We start from the raw sequence: 25,215 nt of genomic DNA on the forward strand, positions 1-25,215 counted from the left end.
CGTTCACAGGGTGTTCGCCCCTCGGATCAGCTTGTCCTGAGTGATGGGCAGGTCGCGGAATCGGCGCCCGGTGGCGTGGTAGATCGCGTTGCCGATCGCCGCAGTCATCCCGGTGCCCGGGGTCTCGCCGAAGCCGCGTGCGCCGAGTGCCTCACTGGTGGGGTCGGGCTCGTCGATGAAGAGGGCCTGGACGTGGGGGATGTCGGCGTTGACGGGCAGCAGGTAGCCGGAGAGATTGGGGTTGACGATCCGGGCCCGGTGGGGATCGACCACGGTGTGCTCGGTCAGGGCGAAGCCGAGGGCGCAGACGGCGCCACCCAGCGCCTGGCTGCGCAGCGTTCTGCGGTTGAGGACCCGGCCGGCGTCGTACGCCCCGAGCATGCGGGTCACCCGGACCCGGCCGACCCGGGGGTCGACACGCACCTCGGCGAATTCCGCACCGACGGAGTAGCCGGGTGGGATGGGCACGGGCTCGGTGGTGGCCTCGACCGGCTCGCCGTGCCGGGCGAGGACCGTACGGACGCGTTCGCGGCGCCGGGAGTCGCCGGTCGCGCGGAGGAACCCGGCCTCCGCGGTGATCTGCTCGGCCGGAATGCCGTGCAAGGGGGAGCGCGGGTCGGTGACCGCGAGGTCGATCACCGACCGGCGGGCCGTGGTGCAGGCCCGGTTGACCGCGGCGCCGACGCCGGGAACGGTGGCGGACGCGACGGACATGAAGGCGAAGGGGTAGTCGCTGTCGCCGAGTTGGAAGTCGACGTCGTCCAGCTCCAGGCCCAGGGTCTGCGCGGCTATCTGGGACATGACGGTGTAGGTCCCGGTGCCGATGTCATGGGTGCCGACTTGGACCACCGCTTTGCCCGCGGGGGAGAGCACCACCCGGGCGCCCGCCCCCGGCCTGCCGCCCGCCGTATGCGCCGCGGTGGCCATGCCCCAGCCGATCAGAGTGTCGCCGTCGCGCATCGACCTCGGACGCGGATCGCGTTCGGTCCAGCGGAACGCGGCGGCGCCCCGGCGGTAGCACTCGAGCAGGTGCTTGCTGCCGAAGGGTTCGCCGGTCTCGGGGTTGACAGCGGTGTGGTTGCGCAGCCGGAGTTCGATGGGGTCCATGCCCAGTGCGTAACTCAGCTCGTCGAGGGCCGACTCCAGCCCGAAGGCGCCGACGGACTCCGGCGGTCTCATGAAGCTCGGCGCGGGAAGGTCGAGCCGGACCGCCCGCTGGGCGACGTGCACGTGGGGGCAGGCGTACAGGATGCGGCTGGACTGACTCTGGGAGAACACGCCCTCTTCGGTGCGGGTGACCTGGCTGGTGCTCACATGGTCGATGGCGGTGAGTGTGCCGTCGTGCCTGGCTCCGATCCGCAGGCGCTGGTGTGCTTCGGCGCGGAGCCCGTGGGAGGTGTAGGTCTGGGCGCGGGCCAGTACGAGCTTGACCGGGCGCCGCAGCTCCCGGGCGACTGCGGCGGTGAGCAGGGTGTGCGGCCACACCGGGCCCTTGGCACCGAAGCCTCCGCCCAGGAACGGCGACAGCACCCGGACGTTGCCGGGGGGAACGCCGAGTGCCTCTGAGATACAGATCCTGGTGGCGTGGCCGCCCTGGGCGGATTCGTACACCGTCACCCGCTCGCCGTCCCAGTCGGCGGTCGTCGTGGACGGCTCGATGGAATTGTGGTGGTGCATGGGCGTGGTGTATGTGACGTCGACGAGGACATCGGCCTGCGCCAGCCCTGCCGCCACGTCCCCGCGGGTCGTTTCGTTGGGTCCTGACAGGCCCGGCGGAGGAACGTATGCCTCGTCCATCGCGTCGGCCACGACGGCCCGGGGCGGGCGTGCGTCGTAGGAGACGCCGACGAGCGTTGCCGCGTGCTGGGCCTCTTCCAGTGTTTCGGCGACCACGTAGGCCACGGGCTGCCCGCTGTGGTGGATGTCCGGGTCCTGCACGGGGATGAAGCCCTTGAGAAAGCCGATGTACTCGGGCCGCGCGAGGCGCGGCATGTTCCGGTGGGTGAAGACGGCGACGACCCCGGCCGAGCGCTCGGCTTCGCGGGTGTCGATGCGGGTGATGCGTCCGGAGGCGACAGTGCTCAGCACGAGGAGGCCGTGCAGCGCTCCGCGGACCTCGGCGTCCGCGGCGTAGGTGGCCGCGCCGGTGACCTTGGCGCGCCCGTCGACCCGGGGAACAGGGCTGCCTACGATCGAGCTCATCGGTTGCCTCCCAGGTCGCTGAGGATGTCGGCGAGGGCGCGTTGCACCAGCTCCACCTTGAACGCGTTGTGCTCGCGTGGCTCCGCGTCGCGCACCAGGGCCCGGCCCGCCGCGGCGACGGTGGCGTCGGTCAGCGGCTGGTCGCGCAGCGCGCGCTCGGCCGCGGCCGAGCGCCAGGGGCGGGGCGCGATGCCGCCGAAGGCCAGCCGGACGTCCGTCACCACGCGCCCCCGCAGCGTCAGGGCGGCGGCCACGGAGACCACGGCGAACTCGAACGAGGCCCGGTCGCGGAGCTTCAGATACCGCGAGTTACGGGCCGCCCGGGACTCGGGGATTTCGAGCCCGGTGATCATCTCGCCGTGCCGCAGCACGGTCTCCCGGTGCGGGGTGTCGCCGGGCAGCCGGTGGAGGTCCTTGAGCGCGATCGAGCGGCGGCCGTCGGGTCCGAGGGTGAGCACGACGGAGTCCAGGGCGCTCAGTGCGACCGCCAGATCGGAGGGATGCACGGCAATGCAGTGATCGCTGCCGCCCAGAATCGCGTGCTGCCGGTTCTGCCCGTCGATGGCCGGGCAGCCGCTGCCGGGCTCGCGCCGGTTGCACGGGCTGCCGACGTCGCGGTAGTAGCCGCAGCGGGTGCGCTGTAGGAGGTTGCCACCGATCGCGGCCCGATTGCGTACCTGCGGCGATGCCGACGCCAGCAGGGCCTCGGAGATCACCGGGAACCGCTCCCGGACCATCGGGTGGTCGGCCACTTGCCGCATCCGAGCCGTAGCCCCGATACGCAGCCGGCCCTCGTGCAGTTCGATGTCGGAGAGTGGCAGCCCGCTGACGTCCACGACCAGGCCGGGGGCGAGGACGCCGTCCTTCATCAGGTTTGTCAACTCGGTCCCGCCGGCGATGAACGCCGCCTCGTCACGGGACGCGACCAGATCGACGGCCTGAGCCGGACGCGAGGCGCGCGCGTAGTCGAAGGGCTTCACCGGCCCGCTCCGTTCCCGGCGTCCCGCACCGCGTCGACGATGTTCGGATAGCAGCCGCAGCGGCAGAGGTTGCCGCTCATCCACTCGCGGATCTCCTCGCACGAGCGGGTATGGCCCTCATTGATGCAGGCGACGGCGGACATGATCTGCCCGGGAGTGCAGAAACCGCACTGGAAGGCGTCCCGGCGGATGAACGCTTCCTGTACCGGGTGGAGTTCGTCGCCGCGGGCCAGGCCCTCCACTGTGGTGATCTCCCGGCCGTCCTCCATGACGGCCAGGGTCATGCACGACTTCACGCGCTCGCCCTCGATGAGCAGCGTGCAGGCGCCGCACTCGCCGCGGTCGCAGCCCTTCTTCGTGCCCGTCAGGCCGAGACGCTCGCGCAGCGCGTCCAGCAAGGTGACCCGGCACTCGATGGTGAGCGCATGCGGCCGGCCGTTGACCGTAAGAGTCACCTCGGCCGTCGAGGCCGGGGCCGTGCCCTCGGGCGGTGCGGCGGCGGCCGCCACTCCGCCCGGCACGGCCAGCGCGGCGGTGGTGACACCGCCGGCCTTGAGTACGCTGCGGCGGCTGTGCCCATCCTTGCTCATGTCCGACATGCGTCTCTGTCTCCTTGGCAGTTGACGGAGCTGGCGACGCGCTCGGCGGGCGCTGTCGATGTCAACGAAAGCACGTTGCCATCGATAACGCAACGGCGGCAACGGAGTTCTGTTGTCAACGTCAATGTCATCGATGCGCCGACGCTGTTACCGTTGCCATCATGGAGCGGGATCTCACGCGCGAGCAGATCAGCGAACGGCTCATCGGCGCGGCTGCCGGCCTCCTCGCCGAGGGGGGGCGCGAAGCGGTCTCCACCCGGGCGGTGTGCGCTGCGGCCGGCGTGCAGTCGCCCACCCTCTACCGGCTCTTCGGGGACAAGAGCGGGCTGCTCGACGCGGTCGCCAGCCACGAATTCGGGAGCTACCTGAGCGACAAGGCGGCGCTGCCGGAGACCGCCGACCCGGTGGAGGACCTGCGCCGTGGCTGGGACCTGCACGTCGGCTTCGGTCTGACCCACCCCGCCTGCTACGCGCTGATCTACGGCGAGGGCCGGCCGGGGGTCAGGACACCGGCTGCCCGGCGCGCCGCCGCTGTGCTGGCCGAGAGGGTCAGGCGGATCGCGGAGGCCGGCCGGCTGCGGGTCAGTGAAGAGCGCGCCGCGCACCTGATCCACTCCGCGGGATGCGGTATGACGTTCACACTCATCGCGCTGCCGGAGGACGAACGTGATCCCGCGCTGTCCGCCATGGCCCGCGAGTCGGCCATCGCCGCGGTCACCACCGGCCCCCGCGAGCCCACCGACACGAGCCCGATCAGCACCGTGGTGGCGCTGCGCGCGATCGTGCCGCAGCTGAGCGCCCTCACCAGCATCGAACGTGCCCTGCTCACCGAGTGGATGGACCGCGTCGCCGCCCATACCCCACGTTCGATGCCCTCGGCGGCAAGCTGAAGGCCGCCGCCGAGCTCGGCGACAAGTCCGGTGCAGCAGACTGCTCGTATGTGGCCGGGAGGTCCGGCCTCCGTCGTGGGTGAGGAGTTACCGATGTCCGTGGTGAAGATCAATGTGCTGACGGTTCCCGAGGAGCAGCGGGAGGTGCTGGAGGAGCGGTTCGGGGCGCGGGCCGGGGCCGTCGAGGGGCAGGACGGGTTCGAGTGGTTCGAGCTGCTGCGGCCGGTCGAGGGGATCGACACCTACCTCGTGTACACGCGCTGGCGCAGCGAGGAGGACTTCCAGAACTGGCTCAACGGGCCGATGCGGGACGCGCACCGGGGTGGTGGCGGCCGGCCGGCGGCGTCGGGGGCCGAGCTGTGGTCGTTCGAGGTGGTGCAGCAGGCCGGGCCACGGGCGGCGGGCTGATCCGCTTCCCGCTTCCCGCTTCCCGCTTCCCGCTTTCGCTACAGCGCGAGGGAGAGCAGGGTCGGTGCCGCCTGGCAGTTGAGGGATTCGGCGGCGCGGCGGAGCCGGTGGGCCTGGCCGACGGGCAGGGAGAGGGCCAGGCACGCGACGGACGAGCCGGCGGTCAGGGGGACGGCGGCGCACAGGGTACCGACGGCGTACTCCTGGAGGTCGAGGACCGGCATGCTCGCCGGCTGCCGGTCCAGGGAGCTGAGCAGCGTCCGCTGGTCGGTGATCGTGCGGGAGGTGAGCCGGGCGGCGCGGTGGCGGGTGAGGTGGTCCTGCCGTCCGTCGTGGTCGAGCTGGCCGAGCAGGCACTTGCCGATCGCGGTGGCGTGGGCGGCGGAACGGAAGTCCACCCACTCGTTGACCAGCGGCGTCTGCGGGGTGTCCGAGGTGTGGGTGACGATCAGCTCGCCGTCGGTGTACCTGGCCAGGTAGATCGCGGCGCCGATGGAGTCGCGCAGCGCGTCGAGGGCGGCCTGGAGCTTCCGCTGCCGCACCTGCCGCCGCTCCTCGGCGGAGCCGAGGGCGAGCAGGGTCTGTCCTGCTGCGTATCCGCCGTCGGTGAGGCGTCGGAGGTAGCCGTCGCGGCACAGCAGGCCGAGCAGCTCGGGCAGGTCCGCGGGCGGCAGGCCCGAGCGCCGGGCCAGCTCCTCCTCGGGCATGCCGTCTGGCCGGCTCGCGATGGCCTCCAGCAGCTGCAAGGCCTGGCGCACGGACTGCAACGGGGCGGTCCGCCCGGACGTGGTCGCCAATTCGTCCTCCTCCTGCTCGCCTCCACGTGGGCAGCGGATGGGACCAGCCTAGCGACAGGCGGCGTTGCGGGGCGGCGGGTTGGCGCGGTCCGCACGGCTCGTGCGGGACCGCGCCGGACCGCGCCGCCGCGCGGACCGCCCCGCGTTCGTTACAGCACCGTGCTCAGGAACTCCCGTGTCCTTTCGTGTTCAGGCTCGCTGAACATCTTGTCCGGCGGCCCGGACTCGACGATCTTTCCCCTGTCGAACATGAGCACCGCGTCCGAGATGTCGCGGGCGAAGCTCATCTCGTGGGTCACGACGAGCATGGTGATGTCCGTGGTGTGCGCGATGTCGCGCAGCACGTCGAGTACACCGGCGACGAGTTCGGGGTCGAGGGCCGAGGTGACCTCGTCGAGCAGCAGCACCTGGGGGCGCATCGCCAGCGCGCGGGCGATGGCCACGCGCTGCTGCTGGCCGCCGGAGAGCTGGCTCGGGTACTTGTCGAGCTGTTCGGAGAGGCCGACCAGCTCGATCAGTTCCCTGGCCCGCTGATCGGCCTCGTCCTTGGACATGCCGAGGACGTGCACCGGCGCCTCGGTGACGTTGCGCAGCACCTTCATGTTGGGGAAGAGGTTGAACTGCTGGAAGACCATGCCGATCTTCTTGCGTACCTCGCGGACATGCTTCTCGCCGGCCTTGGCCAGCGTGCCGTTCCGCTCCTCGTGGTTGAGGTAGTCCCCGTCCACCTTGATCGTGCCCTCGTCGGGCGTGAGCAGCGTCATCAGCAGCCGCAGGATGGTGGTCTTGCCGGAGCCGGAGGGCCCGATCAGGGTGACGTGTTTTCCGGTGTCGACGGAGAAGTCGAGCTGGTCGAGGACGGTCACGTCGCCGAAGCGCTTGGTGACCTTGTCGAAGCGGACCAGTTCGGCGCCGTTGGCGCGGCTGGCGGAGTTGCTGTCTCTCGGGGTGTCAGCTGGTGATGGCAAGACGACGCTCCAGAAGGCGGATGAGCAGAGAGGCCGGGTAGGCGATGAGGATGAAGGCGATGCCGACGATCGTGTATGCCTCGAACGTGAACGTTTCGTTGCTGAAGCTCTCGGCCTCTCCGAACATTTCCAGCGCCCCGATGATGGCGATCAGCGGGGAGTCCTTCAGCATCGCGATGACGTAGTTGCCCAGTGCGGGCACCACCCGGCGGATGGCCTGCGGCAGGATCACCGCGGCCCAGGTGCGGCTGCGCGGGAGGCTCAGCGCGGTGGCCGCTTCCCACTGCCCGGTCGGCACACCGCCGATGCCGGCCCGGTACACCTCGGCGGTGTACGTCGAGTAGTGCAGACCGAGGCCGATGATCCCGGTCGTCAGGGACGTCAGGGACGGGCCCCACTCCGGCACCACGTAGTAGAGGAAGAAGAGCTGCACCAGCAGCGGCGTGTTGCGGATGAACTCCGTGATGATGTTGACCGGCCAGCGGACCGCGGCGAACCGCGAGCGCTGCGCGATGGCCCACACCAGGCCGAGGCTGAAGGCGATGAGGCTGCCGAGGACCAGGGCCTGGAGGGTGAGCAGCACCCCGTCCCAGAACCGCGGCATGAAGTCGTCGACGACGTTCCAGTCCCAGGTCATCGGCTCGTGCCCCCCGCCGTCAGTGCGCCGGTGCCCTCACCGGCGTTCGAACGCAGCGTGAGCCGCGACCACAGGCTGTCGCCGCGCGGCGGGGCCTGGCCGATGCGGGATTTGGCGTGCCGTTCCAGCACGCGCATCCCACGGGTGAGGACGAACGCGAAGACGAAGTAGAGCACCAGCAGCAGGGTGTAGACCGGGGCGCTCTCGTTGCTTCCGATGCGGACCAGGTTCGCCGCGTAGGTCATGTCGGCGACCATGATGGTGGACACCAGCGCGGTGCCCTTGAGCAGCTCGATCAGCAGGTTGTTGAACGGCGGCACCATCTCGGGCCACGCCTGCGGAATCTCGATGCGCCGCAGCCGCTGGAACTTGGTGAAGCCCAGCGCGACTCCCGCCTCGCGCTGGGCGGCCGGTACGGCGGCGAGCGCGCCGCGCACCACTTCGGAGCCGTAGGCTCCGTACGTCAGCCCCAGCGCCAGCACGCCCGCGTACATCGGGACGAACTGCCACCGGAACATCAGGGGGACGGCGAACACCAGCCAGAACATCAGGACCAGGGACGACGTACCGCGGAACAGCTCGAAGTAGATGCCGGACAGGAAGCGCACGATCCACAGCCGGGACGTGCGCAACGTGCCGATGACAAAGGCGACGACCACGGCGAGCAGGGCGCTGAAGACGGTGACCTGAATGGTGATCCAGATACCCGGCAGGAAGTAGTTGGTGAACATCCCTTCGGTCATCATCAGCAAAGCTCCTCTGCCGTGAGATCCGTCATCTCCTGCTCGGTGAACCCGAACGGGGCGACGATGTCCAGCAGTTCTCCGCTGTCCTTGAGCCGGTGCAGTTCCTCGTTGAAGGCGTCCCTGAGGTTCTTCTCCGTCTGGCGGAACGCGAAGCCGCCCGCGCCGTACGCGGGCTCCCCGCCGAGGGTCGGCTGGAACGGCTCGGTGGCCTCCACCCGGTTGTTGCCCTCGACCGCGCCCTTGACGGTGACGTTGGTGCCGGCGAACGCGTGGACGCGGCCCTGCGCGACGGCTTCGAGGCCGGCCACCTGGTCGGGGAGGATCAGCAGGTCGTTGATGCCCGCGTCCTCGGCGTATGCGATCTCGGCGTATGCCTGGCCGGTGGCGAGCCGGAGTCCCCGTTCGGCGACGTCCTCGTAGGAGGTGATGTTCTCCGGGTTGCCCGCCTCCACGATGAACGCGTCCATCATCAGGTAGTCCGGGTCCGCGAACAGCACCTGGGCGCAGCGGGTCGGATTGATGAACATGCCGGCGGAGACCACGTCGAACTGCTGGGCCTTCAGCCCGGGGATCAACGCACTGAAGTCGACCGATACCGGGATGATGTCGTCCACCCCGAGCTTCGGGAAGATCACTTTGGCGATGGCCGGCGCCTGGCCGGTTGCCTCGCCCTGGTCGTCGATGTAGCCGAACGGCGGTTCGTTGGCGATGCCGACCTTGACGCTGCCGCGGTCACGCAGCCGCTCCAGCAGATCACCCCCCTCGACCGTGCCCTCGGCGGCGACCCGGCTGCAGCCGGCCGCCCCGAGCGCGCCCAGAGCCGCAGCCCCCGCGAGAAGCGAACGGCGGCTGACCCCTCCGGCTCTTCGTGTGTATGTCGGATACTTTCTCTCTGGTGGAGCCATGGCCGCGCGGCTACCCAGACTCACCGAATCTATGCGGCTCCTTTTGGGCCCTCTCTCAAGGGGCGTCCGCGGCGTTGACCGCGCCGGTGCCGAGCACGCTGAGCCGGGCGCGGTCGACGGTGGTGTCCTGGAGACAGCCGAGCAGGCGGTGCTCGTCGTGCGCGCTGAGCGAGGGGTGAACGGTCGCGGCGTACAGGCCGTCGTCCAGCTCGGCGAGCCCGGCCTGGAGCAGCGGCACCGCGGTGGCGTCCCGGCAGCGTTCCCAGACCTGGTGCGCGGCGAGGGCGGCGCGGCGCCCGTCGACGCCCCGGCCGTCCACGGTGAACAGCACCGAGGTGGCCGTGTCGCCGCCGCGCTCCGGCGGCTTGGTTGCGGTCATCGCGGACAGGCCGAGGAACAGCCCCGCGGCCAGGGCGACGGCCACCGTCGCCGCCCCGGCGCGCAGCAGCCTGCGGCGCGGCGGCCCGGCGCCGAGGCCGGGGCGCGGCGGCAGGTCAGGCGGGTCCCCGCCGGTCCACGGGCCGCCCGGCGGCGCCGCCAGCGGCGCGAGGCGACCGGCGAGGCGCCGGCGTGCGGTGGGGCGCACGGTGGCGCGGGCGATGCGTTCCACCACCCAGGCGAGGCCGGACAACACCACGCCGGTCACCATGAGCACCGGAACGAACACGAACGTGCGGCTGTGGTCGCCGTCCAGCCAGGCGAACCGCGGCCCGCCCGCGCCCGGCCGCCGTTCCGCCTCGGCCGCGCGGTCCGCCGCGCGCAGCTGCGCGAGGATCTCCTCCTGCCGCCGGTCGCCGTCCCGCATCCGGGCTTCCAGCCGCCCCAGCCGGTCCAGCGCGGCGAGGCCGAGCAGCAGCACCTCGACGATGAGCAGCAGCACGCCGCAGATCAGCGTGCGCTGCCACTGCCAGCGGTAGAGGTAGATCACCAGGTAGACCGCGGCGCCCAGCGCCGCGGCGCCGCCGAAGGCGTACGCGGCCAGGCGCGCGGTTCTCACGGCCGCACCTCCGCCGCCGCGTCCGCCGCCGGCCCTGTCGCCGTGACCTCGCCGGTGGCGCCGTCGAGCAGCACCGGCGTTCCGGGCGGGAAACGGTCCACCGCGCCCGCCGCCCCGGTGACCACGGCAAGCCCCAACTCCCGGGCCAGCAGCGCCAGATGGGACAGCGAACTGCCGGTCTGCGCAACGAGCCCCGTGAGCCGGGGCAGCAGCGGCGCCAGCGCCGGGTCCAGGGTGCGCGTCACGAGCACCGCGTCCCGCGGCGGCTCGTCCGTGCCGTCCCAGGCCACGCCGAGCACCCGGCCGCCGGAGACGCCCTGCCCGGCCTGCGGACCGGCCGCGGGCAGGGCGATCACGACACCGCCCTCGCCCAGCCGGAACGCGTCGGGCAGCGGCGGCCCGTCCCGCGGCGGGCGGCGCTGCGCCAGGTCGGCGGGCGGCGGGCCGCCGCGGGTCACGGACAGCAGCTCGGGCCAGCGCAGCAGCGCCATCCGTTCCGCCCCGACGCTGCGCACCGCCGCCTCCCGGACCACCGCCACCTGGAAGGCGTGCACCCACCGGATGCGCAGCCGCAGCGCCTCCCGGGTGCCGAGAGTGCCGGTGCCGGGCCCGGTGCCCGCGGCGCCGCGGTCGGGCAGCCGCAGCGGCTCGGTCAGGCTGGGCGGCACCAGCGCCAGGACCTCGGGCCGCGCGGCCGTCAGCTGGGCGTCGGTCAGCCCCTCTGCCCGCCCGTGGTGCAGGGCGGCGAGCGCCGCGGCGGCCCCGCCGCCGGGCCGGTCCTCGGCGAGGAGTGCGCCCGCGAGCGCCTCCTGGGCGTGCAGGGCGACCAGCGTGGCCCGCGACCAGCGCAGCGCGGACACCAGCGCCGCGGGCGTCAGCCCCGCGGGCGCGGGGGCCTCGGCGAGCTGCCGGTCCACGTCCGCCTGGAGCGCGGTCGCCAGCTGCGGCAGGACGACCCGCAGCCGGCCCACGCGCCAGGCGGCGCGCAGCCGCCGCAGCGGCGGGCCCGGGTTGAGCCGGGCCGCGAGCCCGCGGCGCGGCGGCACCAGGCCGAGCAGCGCCAGGTCGGCCACGGCCCGGCCGCCCACGGTCGTCACCACGGGCACCCCGCGCAGCGTGCGGCGGGGTGCGGCCCCGGCCAGGTCGAGCGCGGTGGCCAGGCCGTGCGCCATCGGCACGACCCACAGGTCCTCCTCCAGCGGGCGCAGCACGCCCGGCAGGGTTTCGGCGATCGGCCCGGGGCCGAGCAGCCGGGCGCCGCGCGGGGGGCGCGCGGCCATCGCCGTGATGGGCCGGGACTGGAACAGCCAGAGCCGGCCGCCGTGTTCCGCAAAGCCGAACTCGATGTCCTGCGGCCCGCCGAACAGGCGCCGCGCGCGCCGCGCCAGCGCGGCGAGGCGCCGCAGTTCCGCGCCCGTGAGCAGCGGCCCGCCCGCGGCGCCGGGGGCGACCGGGCGGCCGTGCGGGGTGAGCGTGAGGTCGGTGCCGGGCAGCGCGCCGCCGACCAGGCGGTCCGGGCCGCCGGGGACGGCGCTCAGCCGCAGCCGGTCGGTGCGGCCCGCGACCGGGTCGGCGCCGAACAGCACGCCGCCGACCCGCGAGCGCAGCAGCGGCTGGACGAGGACGGCCAAGTGGCCTTCGCCCGAGGCCCGTACGGTGCGCAGGGCCTCGCGGAACGCGTCCCAGCCGCGTACGTCGAGCACGGAGGCGAACCGGCCGGCCATGGAGGAGTCCGCGGTGTCCTCCGCGGCCGAGGAGGAACGCACGACCAGCGGCGTGCGCCCCTCGTCGCTCAACTCCCGCCAGCATTCGTGCAGATCGCGGCCCCGGTGGGCGGTGCCCGCCGGCAGGACCACGAAGCCCGGCAGCACCGGCAGCCGGGCGCCGGCGGCCCTGGCGAGGGCCGCGGCCTTGTTTCCGGTGAGGTCCGCGCGCGTGGCGCGCGGGTCGTTCAGTGCGAGGGCGACGTCCGCCAACGTGCCGAGCGGAGCGTCGTCGTGGACTTCGATGTCTGATGTGCGCATCGCCCGCCTCCTGCAATCCCTGCGGCCCTGGAGGGAGACGCCGGGAAAGCGCCGGTGCCTGACAGCAAAACGGGATGTGTCAGAAATTCGGCCAATGGGTGTCGCTGTCGCTGTCGCGGGCCGTCACCGGCCCTGTGCATATGCATGCGGCGGATCGCAGGGAGTTGTGCACCGCGGTGCAACCGAATGGGGGCGCGACGGGTCGTATGGAGGTGAGGAGGGGAGCGAAGGGCCTGGCGGGGGGCAGGCCCTTCGGTGCGCTTCCGCCCTGCACCCCCCTGCGCCCCCCGCGTGTCGGTGGGCGGCGCTAACGTCGGGGCCATGTCGCAGAGCGCGGTGGTCGAGGGCGTCCTTGAGCGCATCACCTATGCCAACGAGGAGAACGGCTATACGGTGGCGCGCGTCGACACCGGGCACGGCGGCGGGGAGCTGCTGACCGTGGTCGGCTCGCTGCTCGGCGCGCAGGTGGGGGAGTCCCTGCGCATGCAGGGCCGTTGGGGTTCCCATCCGCAGTACGGGCGCCAGTTCACCGTGGAGAACTACACGACGGTGCTGCCCGCCACCGTCCAGGGCATCCGCCGCTATCTGGGCTCCGGGCTGATCAAGGGAATCGGTCCGAAAACGGCCGAGCGCATCGTGGACCACTTCGGCACGGCGACGCTTGACGTGATCGAGGAGGACGCGAACAAGCTGATCGCGGTGCCGGGGCTCGGCCCCAAGCGGACGGCGCTGATCGCCGGGGCCTGGGAGGAGCAGAAGGCCATCAAGGAGGTGATGGTCTTCCTCCAGAGCGTGGAGGTCTCCACCTCCATCGCCGTGCGGATCTACAAGAAGTACGGCGACGCGTCGATCTCCGTCGTGAAGAATCAGCCGTACCGGCTGGCCGCCGACGTGTGGGGCATCGGCTTCCTGACCGCGGACCGGATCGCGCGGGCGGTCGGCATTCCGCACGACAGCCCGGAGCGGGTGAAGGCCGGTCTGGCGTACGCGCTTTCGCAGGCGACCGACCAGGGGCACTGCTACCTGCCCGAGGAGCGGCTGATCTCGGACGCGGTGAAGCTGCTCCAGGTGGACACGGGCCTGGTGATCGACTGCCTGGGCGAGCTGGCCGCCGAGCCGGACGGCGAGGCCGGGGGCGGGGGCGTGGTGCGCGAGCGGGTACCGGACCCGGAGGGGGCCGAGGAGTCGGTCACGGCGGTCTACCTGGTGCCGTTCCACCGCGCGGAGCTGTCCCTGGCCGGGCAGGTGCGGCGGCTGCTCGGCGCGGAGGGGGACCGGCTCTCGGCGTTCGCGGACGTGGACTGGGCGAAGGCGCTCGGCTGGCTGGCCCGGCAGACGGGCGCCGACCTGGCCGAGGAGCAGGAGCAGGCCGTCCGGCTCGCGCTGACGGAGAAGGTGGCGGTGCTGACCGGCGGCCCCGGCTGCGGCAAGTCGTTCACCGTGCGGTCCGTGGTGGAGCTGGCGCGCGCCAAGCGCGCCAAGGTGGTGCTGGCCGCCCCGACGGGCCGGGCGGCCAAGCGGCTGTCGGAGCTGACGGGCGCGGAGGCATCCACGGTGCACCGCCTGCTGGAGCTGAAGCCGGGCGGGGACGCGGCCTACGACAGGGAGCGGCCGCTCGACGCGGACCTGGTGGTGGTGGACGAGGCGTCGATGCTGGACCTGCTGCTGGCCAACAAGCTGGTGAAGGCGGTGGCGCCGGGCGCGCACCTGCTGCTGGTGGGGGATGTGGACCAGCTGCCCTCGGTCGGCGCGGGGGAGGTGCTGCGGGATCTGCTCGCGCCCGGGAGCCCGGTGCCCGCGGTGCGGCTGACGAAGATCTTCCGGCAGGCGCAGCAGTCCGGCGTGGTGACGAACGCGCACCGGATCAACTCGGGCCTGCCGCCGGTGACGCAGGGCCTGGCGGACTTCTTCCTCTTCGTGGAGGACGACACCGAGGAGGCGGGCCGGCTCACCGTGGACGTGGCGGCCCGCAGGATTCCGGCGAAGTTCGGTCTCGATCCGCGGCGTGACGTGCAGGTGCTGGCCCCGATGCACCGCGGTCCCGCGGGTGCGGGTGTGCTCAACGGACTGCTCCAGCAGGCCGTCACCCCGGCCAGGCCGGGGCTCGCGGAGAAGCGCTTCGGCGGGCGGGTCTTCCGGGTGGGGGACAAGGTCACGCAGATCCGCAACAACTACGACAAGGGTGCGAACGGCGTGTTCAACGGCACGGTCGGCATCGTGACCGCCCTGGACGAGGTGGACCAGTCGCTGACCGTGCGTACGGACGAGGACGAGGAGGTGGCGTACGACTTCGCGGAGCTGGACGAGCTGGCCCACGCCTATGCCGTCACGATCCACCGTTCGCAGGGCAGTGAGTATCCGTGCGTGGTCGTGCCGGTGACGACGAGCGCATGGATGATGCTCCAGCGCAACCTGTTGTACACGGCGGTGACGCGCGCCAAGCGCCTCGTCGTGCTGGTGGGGTCCCGGCGCGCGCTGGGCCAGGCGGTGCGCAACGTCTCCGCGGGGCGCCGGTGCACGGCGCTCGACGCGCGGCTGTCCGGGGCGATAGTTCCCTGATGCCCTGATTTTCGCGGCACCCCGTGCCAGAAAGTGGCCCAATGGCCGACCCCGAGTGCACATCTTGGCGCCAGATGGGGGACAGTGGAGGGAGTCAGGGCACCTCGAAGAAGAGGCACAACGTCGGTGAGGGATGACGTGAGCGAAAACCGCTACGGCGACAATGCAGACGATGCAGTAGTAGTGCGGCACGGCGGCGACGAGTATCGCTACCCGCTGGTGAACAGCTCGGTCGGCGACCGGGGCTTCGACATCGGCAAGCTGCGGGCGCAGACCGGTCTGGTGACCCTGGATTCCGGTTACGGCAACACGGCCGGTTGTACCTCGGCCGTCACCTACCTCGACGGGGAGCAGGGCATTCTCCGGTACCGGGGATACCCGATCGAGCAGGTGGCGGAGCACGGCACGTTCCTGGAGACGGCCTACCTCCTGATCAACGGTGAGCTGCCGACGGTGGACGAGCTGGCGACGTTCCGCGACGAGATCACCCAGCACACGCTGCTTCACGAGGACGTGAAGCGCTTCTTCGACGGCTTCCCCTCGGACGCCCACCCGATGGCGATGCTGACCTCCGTGGTGAGCGCGCTGTCGACGTTCTACCAGGACAGCCACAATCCGTTCGACGAGCGGCAGCGGCACATCTCCACGATCCGGCTGCTCGCCAAGCTGCCGACGATCGCGGCCTACGCGTACAAGAAGGCGATGGGGCACCCCATCGTCTACCCGCGCAACGACCTCGGTTACGTGGAGAACTTCCTGCGGATGACGTTCTCGGTGCCGGCCGCCGAGTACGACGTCAACCCGGTCGTCACGAACGCGCTGGACAAGCTGCTGATCCTGCACGCGGACCACGAGCAGAATTGTTCGGCGTCCACCGTGCGGATCGTCGGCTCCTCCCAGGCCAACCTGTTCGTCTCCATCTCCGCGGGCATCAACGCGCTTTGGGGCCCGCTGCACGGTGGGGCGAACGCGGCGGTCCTGGAGATGCTGGAGGACATCCAGCGGCAGGGCGGCGACGTCGACAGCTTCATCCGCAAGGTGAAGAACAAGGAGCAGGGTGTCCGCCTGATGGGCTTCGGGCACCGCGTCTACAAGAGCTTCGACCCGCGGGCGAAGATCATCAAGGCGGCGGCGCACGACGTCCTTTCGGCGCTCGGCAAATCGGACGAGCTGCTGGACATCGCGCTCCGCCTGGAGGAGCACGCTCTCAGCGACGACTACTTCGTCTCGCGCAACCTGTACCCGAACGTGGATTTCTACACGGGGCTGATCTACCGGGCGATGGGCTTCCCGACCAGCATGTTCACCGTGCTGTTCGCGATGGGCCGGCTGCCGGGCTGGATCGCCCAGTGGCACGAGATGATCACCGACCCGACCACCAGGATCGGCCGTCCGCGGCAGATTTACACCGGGGTCGCCGAGCGCGACTACCGGCCGGTCGAGCAGCGATGAGGGTGTGACGCAGGTCACACCAACTGGTGTGCAACCTTTGATGGAGTCGTGGGTCTAACCGGTCGACGTTGGCGCGGATTCGGCTGGATTCACGCCGACGGCCGTTCGACCGGGGTCCCGTGGGGGGACGCTCTGAACGAACGGCAGGAAGCGCCCCGCGCCGGGCCCTGTGGGGGGACCCGCCGGCGGGGCGCTTTTCCGTTCTCGTTCGCCTGCTCCGGCGTCCGCCCGTTCTGTCGTCTGCCCGCTCCGCGGCGAACTACTCGGCGCGTCCGACAAGTTCGTATCCGGCCTCGTCGACGGCCGCGCGCACCGCGTCGTCGTCGAGCGGCGCCTCGGCCGTCACGGTGACCAGGCCCGTGCCCGCGGCGGCCGTCACCCCGGTGACGCCGGGGAGCCCCGCGACCTCCTGCTTGACCGCGCCCTCGCAGTGGCCGCAGGTCATGCCGGAAACCTTGTACGTGATCGTGCTCATGATGTGTCTCTCCTTGCTCGTCCGGTGGCCTCGCGTGCTGCCGAGTGTATACCCCCTTGGGGTATGCAGGCCAGCGACCCGGGTGTTCTCGGGGTGCCCCCGCGGGCCCCTAGGGGGGACCCGGGGCCGCCCCGGGAATGCCGGAAACACCCTTTCGCGTTGAGATGCCAACGTGTCAGCTTTAACTGACAGGTTGAGGCGGGTGTCACGGCGCCCCGCGGGGAGGGAATGACTGACGGCATGGACGGCACGCTGTGGATGTACGGCATGCTCGCGCTCACCACGTTCCCCCCGCTGGTGCCGAACGCGGCACTCATCGCCTCCGCAGGCGCGCTCGCGGAGGCGGGGGACCTCAGCCTGATCCTCGTGCTGCTCGTCGTGGCGGGCAGCGCCCTCGCGGGCGACGCGGCGGTCTACGGCCTCGGCCGGATCGGCAGCCGCCGGGCCCACGCCTGGCTGGACCGCACCCCGCGGCGCAAGGCGGCGCTCGCCTGGACCGCGGACCGCATACACGCCCACGGGCTGCCGTTCGTCATCGGCGTCAGATTCGTGCCGAGCGGCCGGCTCGTCGGCGGGCTCACCGCCGCCCTGGTCCGCTACGGGGCGCCCCGTTACCTGCTGGGCGCCGGCATCGCCGAGGCGGTGTGGGCCTCCTACAGCGTCGCCCTCGGGTACTGGGGCGGCTCGGCGCTGGGCAGTACCTGGTCCGCCATGCTCATCGGCTGGGGCGTGTCCCTGGTCGTCGCGGGCATCGCGCAACTGCTGAGCCGCGCCGCCCGCCCGGTGCCGGGCGGCGGCCTCAGCGCGACCGGCCGCGACGCCCCTGGCGGCGTGACACCCACTCCGTGATCGTCTCCCGGCGGCCAGGACGGCCTGCCGTCCGCGACCGTGCCGGACGACGGCGGCGGACGGCGCCGCCCGCCCCCGATCCCCGGCGTTCGCAGGCCCTGTCCTGCCGATCTGACCGGCCCGCGACTCCCCCGGACTCCGTCCGGAAGGTGCCCCCAGCTACGGCACTCCCCCAGCCGCCAGGCTGGGGGAGTGCCGCATCTGACGCCGCGGGCTGCTCCGACAAGACCGCAGGACACTAGTGGTTGCGGGGGAAGCCCAGGCTGACGCCGCCGTCCGCCGGCTCGGGCCAGCGGGTGGTGACCACCTTCCCGCGGGTGAAGAACCGCACGCCGTCGGGGCCGTAGATGTGGTGCTCGCCGAACAGGGACGCCTTCCAGCCGCCGAAGGAGTGGTAGCCCACCGGCACGGGGATCGGCACGTTCACCCCGACCATGCCCGTCTCGACGTCCAGTTGGAAGCGCCGGGCCGCGCCCCCGTCGCGGGTGAACACGGCCGAACCGTTGCCCCACGGCGAGGAGTTGATCAGCGCGAGCCCCTCCTCGTAGGACGTGGCGCGCACCACGCACAGCACGGGGCCGAAGATCTCGTCCCGGTAGGCGTCCATCTCCCGCGTCACGCGGTCGAGCAGGGAGACCCCGAGGAAGAAGCCCGCCTCGTGCCCCGGCACCGCGTACCCCGTTCCGTCCAGCACGACCTCCGCGCCCTGGTCGGCCGCGCCGCGGACGTAGGCCGCGACCCGGTCCCGGTGCTCGGCCGTGATCAGCGGCCCCATCTCCGCGTCCGGGTCCGTGCCGGGGCCGATGCGCACCGCGGCGGCCCGCGTCGCGAGCCGGGCGACCAGCGCGTCCGCGGTGTCGTCGCCGACCGCCACCACCACCGAGACGGCCATACAGCGTTCGCCCGCGGAACCGTACGCGGCGCCGATCGCGCTGTCCGCGGCCATGTCGAGGTCGGCATCCGGCAGGACCAGCATGTGGTTCTTCGCGCCGCCGAGCGCCTGGACGCGCTTGCCGTGCGCGACCGCGCCCTGCTGCACCGCGCGGGCCACCGGCGTGGAGCCGACGAAGCTCACCGCGGCCACGTCCGGGTGGGCCAGCAGCCGGTCGACGGCCTCCCGGTCGCCGTTGACGACATTGAGCACGCCGGGCGGGAACCCGGCCTCCGCGGCCAGCTCCGCGAGCCGCAGGGCCGCCGAGGGGTCCTTCTCGCTCGGCTTCAGCACGAACGCGTTCCCGCAGGCGACGGCCACCGGGAACATCCACAGCGGCACCATCGCGGGGAAGTTGAACGGCGTGATCCCGGCGACCACGCCCAGCGGCCCGCGGAACGAGGCGACGTCCACCCCGGTGGACGCCTCCGTGGACAGCTCGCCCTTCAGCTGCTGCGTGATGCCGCACGCCAGCTCCACGATCTCCAGGCCGCGCGCCACCTCCCCCAGCGCGTCCCCCGGCACCTTGCCGTGCTCCGCGGTGATCAGCGCGGCCAGCTCCTCCCGGCGGGCCGTCAGCAGCTCGCGGTAGCGGAACAGCAGCGAGGTGCGCCGCGCCAGCGATGCCGCGCCCCAGGAACGGGCGGCCCGCGCCGCCGCGGCGACGGCCGTGTCGACCTCGGCGGCGGAGGCGAGCGCGACGTGCCCCGACTGCTCGCCCGTGGCCGGGTCCCACACGGGCCCGAAGCGGCCCGAGGCGCCCGCGACGGGCTCGTTGTCGACGAAGTGGCCGATGGTCCTCATGCGTTGCCCTCTTTCGGGATGCCGGTGGTCACGGGTGCCGGTGGTCACAGGTGGCGGCGGCGGGTGGCGGCGTGGCGTTCGTACGCGGCGCGGGCCCTGCGGGCGGCCGGCCGGGCGGCGGTCGCCGCGACCGGCACGTCCCACCATGCCGCGGCAGGCGGCGCGGTGGGCGCCGGATCGGTCTCGACGTAGACGCAGGCGGGCCCCTGCGCGGCGCGCGCCGCGGCCAGCGCGCCGCGCAGCTCCGCACTGGTCGCGGCGCGGAAGACGGTCAGACCGAGCGAAGCGGCGTTCGCCGCCAGGTCGACCGGCAGCGGGTCGCCGGTGTAGGTGCCGTCGGCCGCGCGGTAGCGGTAGGCGGTGCCGAAGCCCTCCGCGCCCGTCGCCTCGGACAGGCCGCCGATGGAGGCGTAGCCGTGGTTCTGGACCAGCACCAGCTTGATGGGGATGCCCTCCTGGACGGCCGTGACCAGCTCGGTGGGCATCATCAGGTAGGTGCCGTCGCCGACCAGCGCCCACACGGTGCGGGTGGGCGCGGCCAGGGCCACGCCGATCGCGGCGGGGATCTCGTAGCCCATGCAGGAGTAGCCGTACTCCAGGTGGTACTGGCGCGGGGACCTGGCGCGCCACAGTTTGTGCAGGTCGCCCGGCATGGAACCGGCCGCGTTGATGACGACGTCCGTGTCCTCGACGAGGGCGTCCAGCGCGCCGATCACCTGGGTCTGGGTGGGGCGTGCGCTCTCGGCGTGCGGGGTGAACGCGGCGCGCGTGACCGATTCCCAGCGCTTCTTCCCGGCCGCGTACTCCGCGGCGTACGCCTCGTCGACCCGGTACCCGGCCAGCGCCTCGGCCAGGGCGGCCAGGCCGGCGCGCGCGTCGGCGACCACCGGCAGGCCGCCCATCTTGTGCGCGTCGTGGCCGTCGATGGCGAGGTTGACGAAACGGACGTCCCGCGCGGCGAACAGCGTGCCGGACGCGGTGGTGAAGTCCGTCCAGCGGGTGCCCACGCCGATCACCAGATCGGCGCGGCGGGCCAGTTCGTCGGCGACCGCGGTGCCGGTGTGGCCGATGCCGCCCACCTCGCAGGGGTGGTCGTGGCGCAGGGCGCCCTTACCGGCCTGCGTGGTGGCCACCGGGATGCCGGTGGCGTCGGCAAGCGCCCGCAGCGCGTCCTCGGCCTCGCTGTGGTGCACGCCGCCGCCCGCCACGAGCAGCGGCCTGCGGGCCGCCCGCACCGCGTGCGCGGCGGCGGCAAGCGCGGCCGGGTCGGGCGCCGGGCGCGGCACCGGCCAGACCCGCACGGCGAAGAACTCCTCGGGCCAGTCGTGGGCTTCGGCCTGCACGTCCTGCGGCAGCGCCAGCGTGACGGCGCCGGTGGCGGCCGGGTCGGCGAGCACTCGCATCGCCTGGAGCGCGGCAGGGATCAGCGCCTCGGGACGGTGCACCCGGTCGAACCAGCGGCTGACCGGCCGCAGCGCGTCGTTCACCGACACATCGCCCGCGCCCGGGTGTTCGAGCTGCTGGAGCACGGGGTCCGCGGGCCTGGTGGCGAACGTGTCGCCCGGGAGCAGCAGCACGGGCAGCCGGTTGACGGTGGCGAGCGCGGCGCCGGTGACGAGATTGGTGGCGCCCGGGCCGATGGAGGTGGTGACGGCCTGGGCCGAGAGCCGGTTGCGCTGCCGCGCGAAACCGACGGCCGCGTGCACCATCGCCTGCTCGTTCCTGCCCTGGTGGAACGGCAGTTCGGCCCCCGGGGCGTGGCCGCTCTGCACGATGGCCTGGCCGATGCCCGCGACGTTGCCGTGCCCGAAGATGCCCCAGCAGGACTCGATCAGCCGGTGCCGCCGGCCGTCACGTTCGGTGTACTGGTGGGCGAGGAAGCGGACCAGGGCCTGCGCCACGGTCAGGTGAGCCGTCATATCACGCCTCCGGCCGGTAGAAGGGCAGCCTGGGGTCGGTCCGCTCGTCGCGCCAGCGGTCCCTGATCCAGGCGTGGTCGGGGTGGTCGCTGATCAGCCAGGCGCGCTCGGCGTCCGGGCCCGCCATGACGTTGAGGTAGTACATGTCGTGTCCCGGCGCGGCGATGGACGGGCCGTGCCAGCCGTCGGGGATGAGTACCGCGTCGCCGGTGCGCACCTCGGCCAGAACGTCCGTCCCGGTGCCGTGCCCGGAGGGCGTCACGCGCTGGTAGCCGACGCCCTCGGCGGCCGGGTGGGCGGGCGCGTCCGCGATCTCGTAGTAGTAGATCTCCTCAAGGACCGACTCCTCGCCCGGCCGCGGCTGGTCGTGCTTGTGCGGCGGGTAGGAGGACCAGTTGCCGCCGGGCGTCAGCACCTCGACGGCGATCAGCCGGTCGGCCTCGAACACCCCGGCGGCGGCGAAGTTGTTGACCTGGCGGGAGCAGCCGCCCGCGCCGCGCAGCTCCACCGGCACGCCGTCCGCGGGCCCGTAGCGGGCGGGCAGGCGGCGCGTGCAGCGCGCCCCGGCCAGGGCGAACCGGCCGCCGGCCGCCGAGACCAGCGTGGCCTCGGCATCGCGCGGCACGTACGCGAAGTCGGAGACGGCGGCGAACACGCCGCTGCGACCCCGCAGTTCGAACGTCTCGCCGCCGGTGGCGACGGTGCAGGAGCCGGACAGCGGCAGCACGATCCACTCGCTGTCGCCGGTGGCGAACGTGTGCCGCCCGCCGGGAGCCAGCGGCAGCACGCGCAGCGAGGAGTGCGCCCAGCCGGCGCTCTCCGGCGAAACCTTCAGGGCGTAGGGCCCGGCCGCGGCGGAGCCCGCGGGCAGATGGCAGGCGTCGGCGGTTCGGATGCGTGGAGTCAACGGGTCACGTCCTCACGGCAGTCGGTCAGCGGACGGCAGGCGGCGGGGGTCGACGCGTACGGGCCGTGGCCGCCGGGGGCAGGTGCGCGGGCGGGGCCGGGCCGCCGGCTCACAGCAGCCCCGCGGCGGTGTCCACGGCTCGTGCCACGTCCCCGTCGGGCGGGTAGAGCAGCGTGCGGCCCACGACCAGGCCGCGGACGGTCGGCAGGCGCAGCGCGGCGCGCCACCTGCCGTACGTGGCCTCCTGGTCGCCGGTCACCTCGCCGCCGAGCAGCACGGCCGGCAGGGTCGAGGCGGCCAGGGCCCGTTCCGTCGCCGCCGGATCGGGGCCGACCGGCACCTTCAGCCACGTGTAGGCGGAGGTGCCGCCGAGCCCGGAGGCGATGGCGAGGGAGGTGGCGACGGCCTCGGCGCCGAGGTCGCTGGTGACCTTGCCGTCGACACGGCGGCACAGGAACGGCTCGACGAACACGGGCAGCCGCCGCCGGGCCATCTCGTCGACCGCGCGGGCCGCCGCGTCGAGGGTGGCCAGCGAACCGGCGTCCGAGTAGTCGATGCGCAGCAGCAGTTTGCCCGCGTCGAAGCCCAGCCGTTCGATGTCGCGAGGGCGGTGGCCGGTGAACCGGTCGTCCAGCTCGAACGCGGCCCCGGCGAGGCCGCCGCGGTTCATCGAGCCGATGACCACCTTGTGCTCCAGGGCGCCGAGCAGCAGCAGGTCGTCCAGCACGTCCGCGGTGGCGAGCACCCCGTCGACGCCGGGCCGCGACAGCGCGAGCGTCAGCCGTTCCAGCAGGTCGAGCCGGTTGCCCATGGCCATCTTCCGGCCGCCGACGGCCAGTGCGCCGCGCGCCGGGTGGTCGGCGGCGATGATCAGCAGCCGGCCGCGTTCGCCCAGCAGCGGGCGGCGCGCCCGCCGGGCGGCGGCCTCGGCTATCGCCTCGGGGTGGCGGCTGCGCACGGTGACGAGGTCGGAGACGCTGATGGTCACGAAGGGCTCCCCTGGGGTGCGTTGCCCGGCTCGGCGCCCGGTCCGGCGAGCAGTGCGTCCACCTCGTCGGCGTAGGGCATGGCGGCGGAGCAGGCCAGGCGCCCCGCGACGAGCGCGCCGGCCGCGTTGGCGTACCGGGCGAGCCGCTCGGGCGGCCAGCCGGCGAGCAGCCCGTGGCACAGGGCCCCGCCGAACGCGTCGCCCGCGCCGAGCCCGTTGACCACCTCCACGGGGTGCGGCGGCACTTCCGCGGTGGTGCCGTCGCGGTGCGCCAGCAGCACCCCGGCCGGGCCCTGTTTGACGACGGCCAGTTCGACCCCGGCGGCGAGCAGCGCGTCGGCGCAGGCGCGCGGCTCCGTCGCGCCGGTGGCAACGGCGCACTCCGCCAGGTTGCCCACCGCGACGGTGGCGTGCGCCAGCGCGGCCCGGTAGTGCTCGCGCGCCGCGTCGGGCGAGCCCTCGGGCCAGAACATCGGCCGCCAGTCGAGGTCGAAGATTGTGGCGACCTGCCCCCCGCGGCCCCCGCGGCCCGCGTCGGTGCGCGCCCGCAGCGCGGCCAGCGTCGCGCCGCGGCTCGGCTCGTCGCACAGCCCCGTGCCGCTGATCCAGAAGACGCGGGCCGCCGCGATGGCGGGCAGGTCGAGCTCCTCGGGTCTGATCACCAGATCCGGCGCCTTCGGCAGCCGGTAGAAGTACAGCGGGAAGTCGTCCGGCGGGAAGATCTCGCAGAACGTGACGGGCGTCGGCAGCCCGGGAACGGCGGTCACCCACCGGTCGTCCACGCCGAACTCGCGGAGCGCCTGGTGGCAGTACTCGCCGAACGGGTCCTGCCCGGTCCTGCTGATGACGGCCGCCGCCCGGCCGAGGCGGGCGGCGGCGACCGCCACGTTCGTCGGGGAGCCGCCGAGGAACTTCCCGAAAGTCTCCACGCGCGGCAGGGGCACGCCGGTCTGGAGCGGGTAGATGTCAACGCCGATGCGTCCCATGGTGATGAGGTCCAACGGTCCGGCCATACCCCTCAGGTGTAGGCGCGGCACGAGCGCCTGTCAATGTATTGTCAGGACAAAGTATTGACATGCTCGCCGGATGGGGAGTTTGCTGCGCATCGTGCACTACCGAATCCGCGCCACGGCCCCAGCTCTCACACCGAAGTGAGGTACCGGACGATGAATCGTGTGTATCGCGCCGCCTGCGCGGCCGCCTGTGCGGCGGGCCTGCTGCTCACGGCGGCCTGTTCGAGCAGCTCCGGCGGCAAGGCCGCCAGGGAGCGCGCCGAGGAGGCGGCCGCCGCGGGGCAGGCGGACACGCCCCGCATGGAGGTCGCGCTGATCACGCACGGCGCGCCGGGCGACACGTTCTGGGACACCGTCCGCAAGGGGGCCGAGGCCGGCGCGCAGAAGAGCAACGCGGAGCTGATCTACGCGAGCGATCCGGCGGTCGCCGGGCAGGCCAACCTCATCCAGAACGCGATCGACCAGGACGTGGACGGCATCGCCGTCTCCCTGGCCAACCCCGAGGGCCTGTCGGAGGCGATCCGGGCGGCCACGGACGCGGGCATCCCCGTCGTCGGCCTCAACTCGGGCATGGACGCCTGGCAGGAGCTGGGCCTGCTGTCGTTCTTCGGCCAGGACGAGACCGTCTCCGGCCGGGCGTTCGGCGAGCGGCTGAACGAGGAGGGCGCCGAGCACAATGTCTGCGTCATCCACGAGCAGGGCAACGTGGGGCACGAGGCGCGCTGCGCGGGCGTCGCCGAAACCTTCGAGGGCGAGACGGAGATCCTGTACGTGGAGGGCGCCGACATGCCCTCGGTGCGCGCCACCATCGAGGCGAAGCTGCGGCAGGACTCCTCCGTCGACTACGTGGTGGCGCTGGGCGCGCCGTTCGCGCTGACGGCCGTGGACGCGGTCGCCGACGCGGGCAGCGAGGCCACGATCGCGACGTTCGACCTCAACACCGAGATCGTGCCGGCCATCGAGGAGGGCCAGGTCGAGTTCGCCGTCGACCAGCAGCCGTACCTCCAGGGCTACTTGGCGATCGACAGCCTGTGGCTCTACCACAACAACGGCAACTTCAGCGGCGGCGGTGCCGAACCGGTGCTCACCGGGCCCGCGTTCGTCGACGGCGAGAACATCGAGGCGGTCGCCGAGTTTGCCGAGCGGGGCACCCGGTGACCGCGGC

22 protein-coding genes are annotated in these 25,215 nt (G+C 72.7%); 6 read left to right on the forward strand and 16 right to left on the reverse strand.

The window, feature by feature from the left end; genetic code table 11:
- Positions 1-3: 3 nt before the first annotated feature.
- The 3 genes from STBA_RS23600 to STBA_RS23610 are packed head-to-tail and all read right to left on the reverse strand — an operon-like array spanning position 4 to position 3,781.
- The gene (locus tag STBA_RS23600; RefSeq protein WP_077061153.1) at positions 4-2,202 is read right to left on the reverse strand and encodes a xanthine dehydrogenase family protein molybdopterin-binding subunit; all 2,199 of its coding nucleotides are present in this window, start codon (positions 2,200-2,202) and stop codon (positions 4-6) included.
- Positions 2,199-3,182, reverse strand: coding sequence for a xanthine dehydrogenase family protein subunit M (locus STBA_RS23605; RefSeq protein WP_077061154.1), 984 nt, complete (start codon positions 3,180-3,182; stop codon positions 2,199-2,201). Before STBA_RS23605 ends, STBA_RS23600 begins: the two co-directional genes overlap by 4 nt.
- The gene (locus STBA_RS23610; RefSeq protein ID WP_077061155.1) at positions 3,179-3,781 is read right to left on the reverse strand and encodes a (2Fe-2S)-binding protein; all 603 of its coding nucleotides are present in this window, start codon (positions 3,779-3,781) and stop codon (positions 3,179-3,181) included. The genes STBA_RS23605 and STBA_RS23610 overlap by 4 nt, the downstream gene beginning before the upstream one ends.
- Positions 3,782-3,942: 161 nt before the next feature.
- On the opposite strand from STBA_RS23610, the gene STBA_RS23615 reads away from it, so the two are divergent.
- Entirely contained in the window at positions 3,943-4,671 is a 729-nt protein-coding gene (locus STBA_RS23615; protein ID WP_077061156.1) for a TetR/AcrR family transcriptional regulator, read from the forward strand.
- A gap of 93 nt (positions 4,672-4,764) precedes the next feature.
- Entirely contained in the window at positions 4,765-5,079 is a 315-nt protein-coding gene (locus STBA_RS23620) for an antibiotic biosynthesis monooxygenase (protein WP_077061157.1), read from the forward strand.
- A 38-nt stretch (positions 5,080-5,117) separates the two neighbouring features.
- On the opposite strand, the gene STBA_RS23625 is transcribed toward STBA_RS23620, so the two are convergent.
- The 7 genes from STBA_RS23625 to STBA_RS23655 all read right to left on the reverse strand — a co-directional run bounded on the left by STBA_RS23625 (position 5,118) and on the right by STBA_RS23655 (position 12,153).
- Complete coding sequence (locus tag STBA_RS23625; RefSeq protein ID WP_077061158.1) at positions 5,118-5,876, reverse strand: IclR family transcriptional regulator C-terminal domain-containing protein; 759 nt, start codon at positions 5,874-5,876, stop codon at positions 5,118-5,120.
- A gap of 149 nt (positions 5,877-6,025) precedes the next feature.
- Positions 6,026-6,844: an ectoine/hydroxyectoine ABC transporter ATP-binding protein EhuA gene (gene ehuA / locus STBA_RS23630; RefSeq protein WP_077061159.1), complete on the reverse strand. Its 819-nt coding sequence runs from the start codon at positions 6,842-6,844 to the stop codon at positions 6,026-6,028.
- On the reverse strand, positions 6,828-7,481 hold the full coding sequence (gene ehuD, locus STBA_RS23635) for an ectoine/hydroxyectoine ABC transporter permease subunit EhuD (RefSeq protein WP_077061160.1): 654 nt from the start codon (positions 7,479-7,481) through the stop codon (positions 6,828-6,830). Before ehuD ends, ehuA begins: the two co-directional genes overlap by 17 nt.
- Complete coding sequence (ehuC, locus tag STBA_RS23640) at positions 7,478-8,224, reverse strand: ectoine/hydroxyectoine ABC transporter permease subunit EhuC (protein ID WP_171987897.1); 747 nt, start codon at positions 8,222-8,224, stop codon at positions 7,478-7,480. Before ehuC ends, ehuD begins: the two co-directional genes overlap by 4 nt.
- 2 nt (positions 8,225-8,226) lie before the next feature.
- The gene (gene ehuB / locus STBA_RS23645) at positions 8,227-9,132 is read right to left on the reverse strand and encodes an ectoine/hydroxyectoine ABC transporter substrate-binding protein EhuB (RefSeq protein ID WP_077061162.1); all 906 of its coding nucleotides are present in this window, start codon (positions 9,130-9,132) and stop codon (positions 8,227-8,229) included.
- A 55-nt stretch (positions 9,133-9,187) separates the two neighbouring features.
- Positions 9,188-10,129, reverse strand: a complete 942-nt coding sequence (locus STBA_RS23650; protein ID WP_077061163.1) for a hypothetical protein — start codon at positions 10,127-10,129, stop codon at positions 9,188-9,190.
- A complete protein-coding gene (locus STBA_RS23655) occupies positions 10,126-12,153 on the reverse strand; it encodes a PEP/pyruvate-binding domain-containing protein (protein ID WP_079252127.1) in 2,028 nt (675 codons plus the stop codon). Before STBA_RS23655 ends, STBA_RS23650 begins: the two co-directional genes overlap by 4 nt.
- Positions 12,154-12,474: 321 nt before the next feature.
- On the opposite strand from STBA_RS23655, the gene STBA_RS23660 reads away from it, so the two are divergent.
- Positions 12,475-14,712 (forward strand): ATP-dependent RecD-like DNA helicase, encoded by a 2,238-nt coding sequence (locus tag STBA_RS23660; protein WP_077061164.1) that lies wholly within the window; start codon positions 12,475-12,477, stop codon positions 14,710-14,712.
- A gap of 126 nt (positions 14,713-14,838) precedes the next feature.
- Complete coding sequence (locus STBA_RS23665) at positions 14,839-16,164, forward strand: citrate synthase (RefSeq protein WP_107485101.1); 1,326 nt, start codon at positions 14,839-14,841, stop codon at positions 16,162-16,164.
- 259 nt (positions 16,165-16,423) lie between these two features.
- Here the strand turns inward: STBA_RS23665 and STBA_RS23670 are convergent, their stop codons facing one another.
- A complete protein-coding gene (locus STBA_RS23670) occupies positions 16,424-16,639 on the reverse strand; it encodes a heavy-metal-associated domain-containing protein (RefSeq protein ID WP_077061166.1) in 216 nt (71 codons plus the stop codon).
- Between the two features lie 228 nt (positions 16,640-16,867).
- Between STBA_RS23670 and STBA_RS23675 the strand changes: the two genes are divergently transcribed.
- Positions 16,868-17,488: a VTT domain-containing protein gene (locus tag STBA_RS23675; RefSeq protein ID WP_079252128.1), complete on the forward strand. Its 621-nt coding sequence runs from the start codon at positions 16,868-16,870 to the stop codon at positions 17,486-17,488.
- 238 nt (positions 17,489-17,726) lie between these two features.
- Here STBA_RS23675 and STBA_RS23680 read toward each other — a convergent pair whose 3' ends face one another.
- The 5 genes from STBA_RS23680 to iolC form a co-directional block, all read right to left on the reverse strand.
- Positions 17,727-19,223 (reverse strand): CoA-acylating methylmalonate-semialdehyde dehydrogenase, encoded by a 1,497-nt coding sequence (locus STBA_RS23680; RefSeq protein ID WP_077061168.1) that lies wholly within the window; start codon positions 19,221-19,223, stop codon positions 17,727-17,729.
- A gap of 44 nt (positions 19,224-19,267) precedes the next feature.
- The gene (gene iolD, locus STBA_RS23685; RefSeq protein WP_077061169.1) at positions 19,268-21,142 is read right to left on the reverse strand and encodes a 3D-(3,5/4)-trihydroxycyclohexane-1,2-dione acylhydrolase (decyclizing); all 1,875 of its coding nucleotides are present in this window, start codon (positions 21,140-21,142) and stop codon (positions 19,268-19,270) included.
- Between the two features lies 1 nt (position 21,143).
- Entirely contained in the window at positions 21,144-22,049 is a 906-nt protein-coding gene (iolB, locus tag STBA_RS23690) for a 5-deoxy-glucuronate isomerase (RefSeq protein ID WP_253194939.1), read from the reverse strand.
- A gap of 109 nt (positions 22,050-22,158) precedes the next feature.
- On the reverse strand, positions 22,159-23,037 hold the full coding sequence (locus tag STBA_RS23695) for a deoxyribose-phosphate aldolase (protein WP_077061170.1): 879 nt from the start codon (positions 23,035-23,037) through the stop codon (positions 22,159-22,161).
- Positions 23,034-24,050, reverse strand: coding sequence for a 5-dehydro-2-deoxygluconokinase (gene iolC / locus STBA_RS23700; protein WP_077061171.1), 1,017 nt, complete (start codon positions 24,048-24,050; stop codon positions 23,034-23,036). Before iolC ends, STBA_RS23695 begins: the two co-directional genes overlap by 4 nt.
- Positions 24,051-24,203: 153 nt before the next feature.
- Here iolC and STBA_RS23705 point away from each other — a divergent pair, with 153 nt between their 5' ends.
- Complete coding sequence (locus STBA_RS23705; protein WP_077061172.1) at positions 24,204-25,208, forward strand: sugar ABC transporter substrate-binding protein; 1,005 nt, start codon at positions 24,204-24,206, stop codon at positions 25,206-25,208.
- Positions 25,209-25,215: the final 7 nt, after the last annotated feature.

Source organism: Streptomyces sp. MP131-18 (assembly GCF_001984575.1).
Taxonomy (GTDB): domain Bacteria; phylum Actinomycetota; class Actinomycetes; order Streptomycetales; family Streptomycetaceae; genus Streptomyces; species Streptomyces johnsoniae.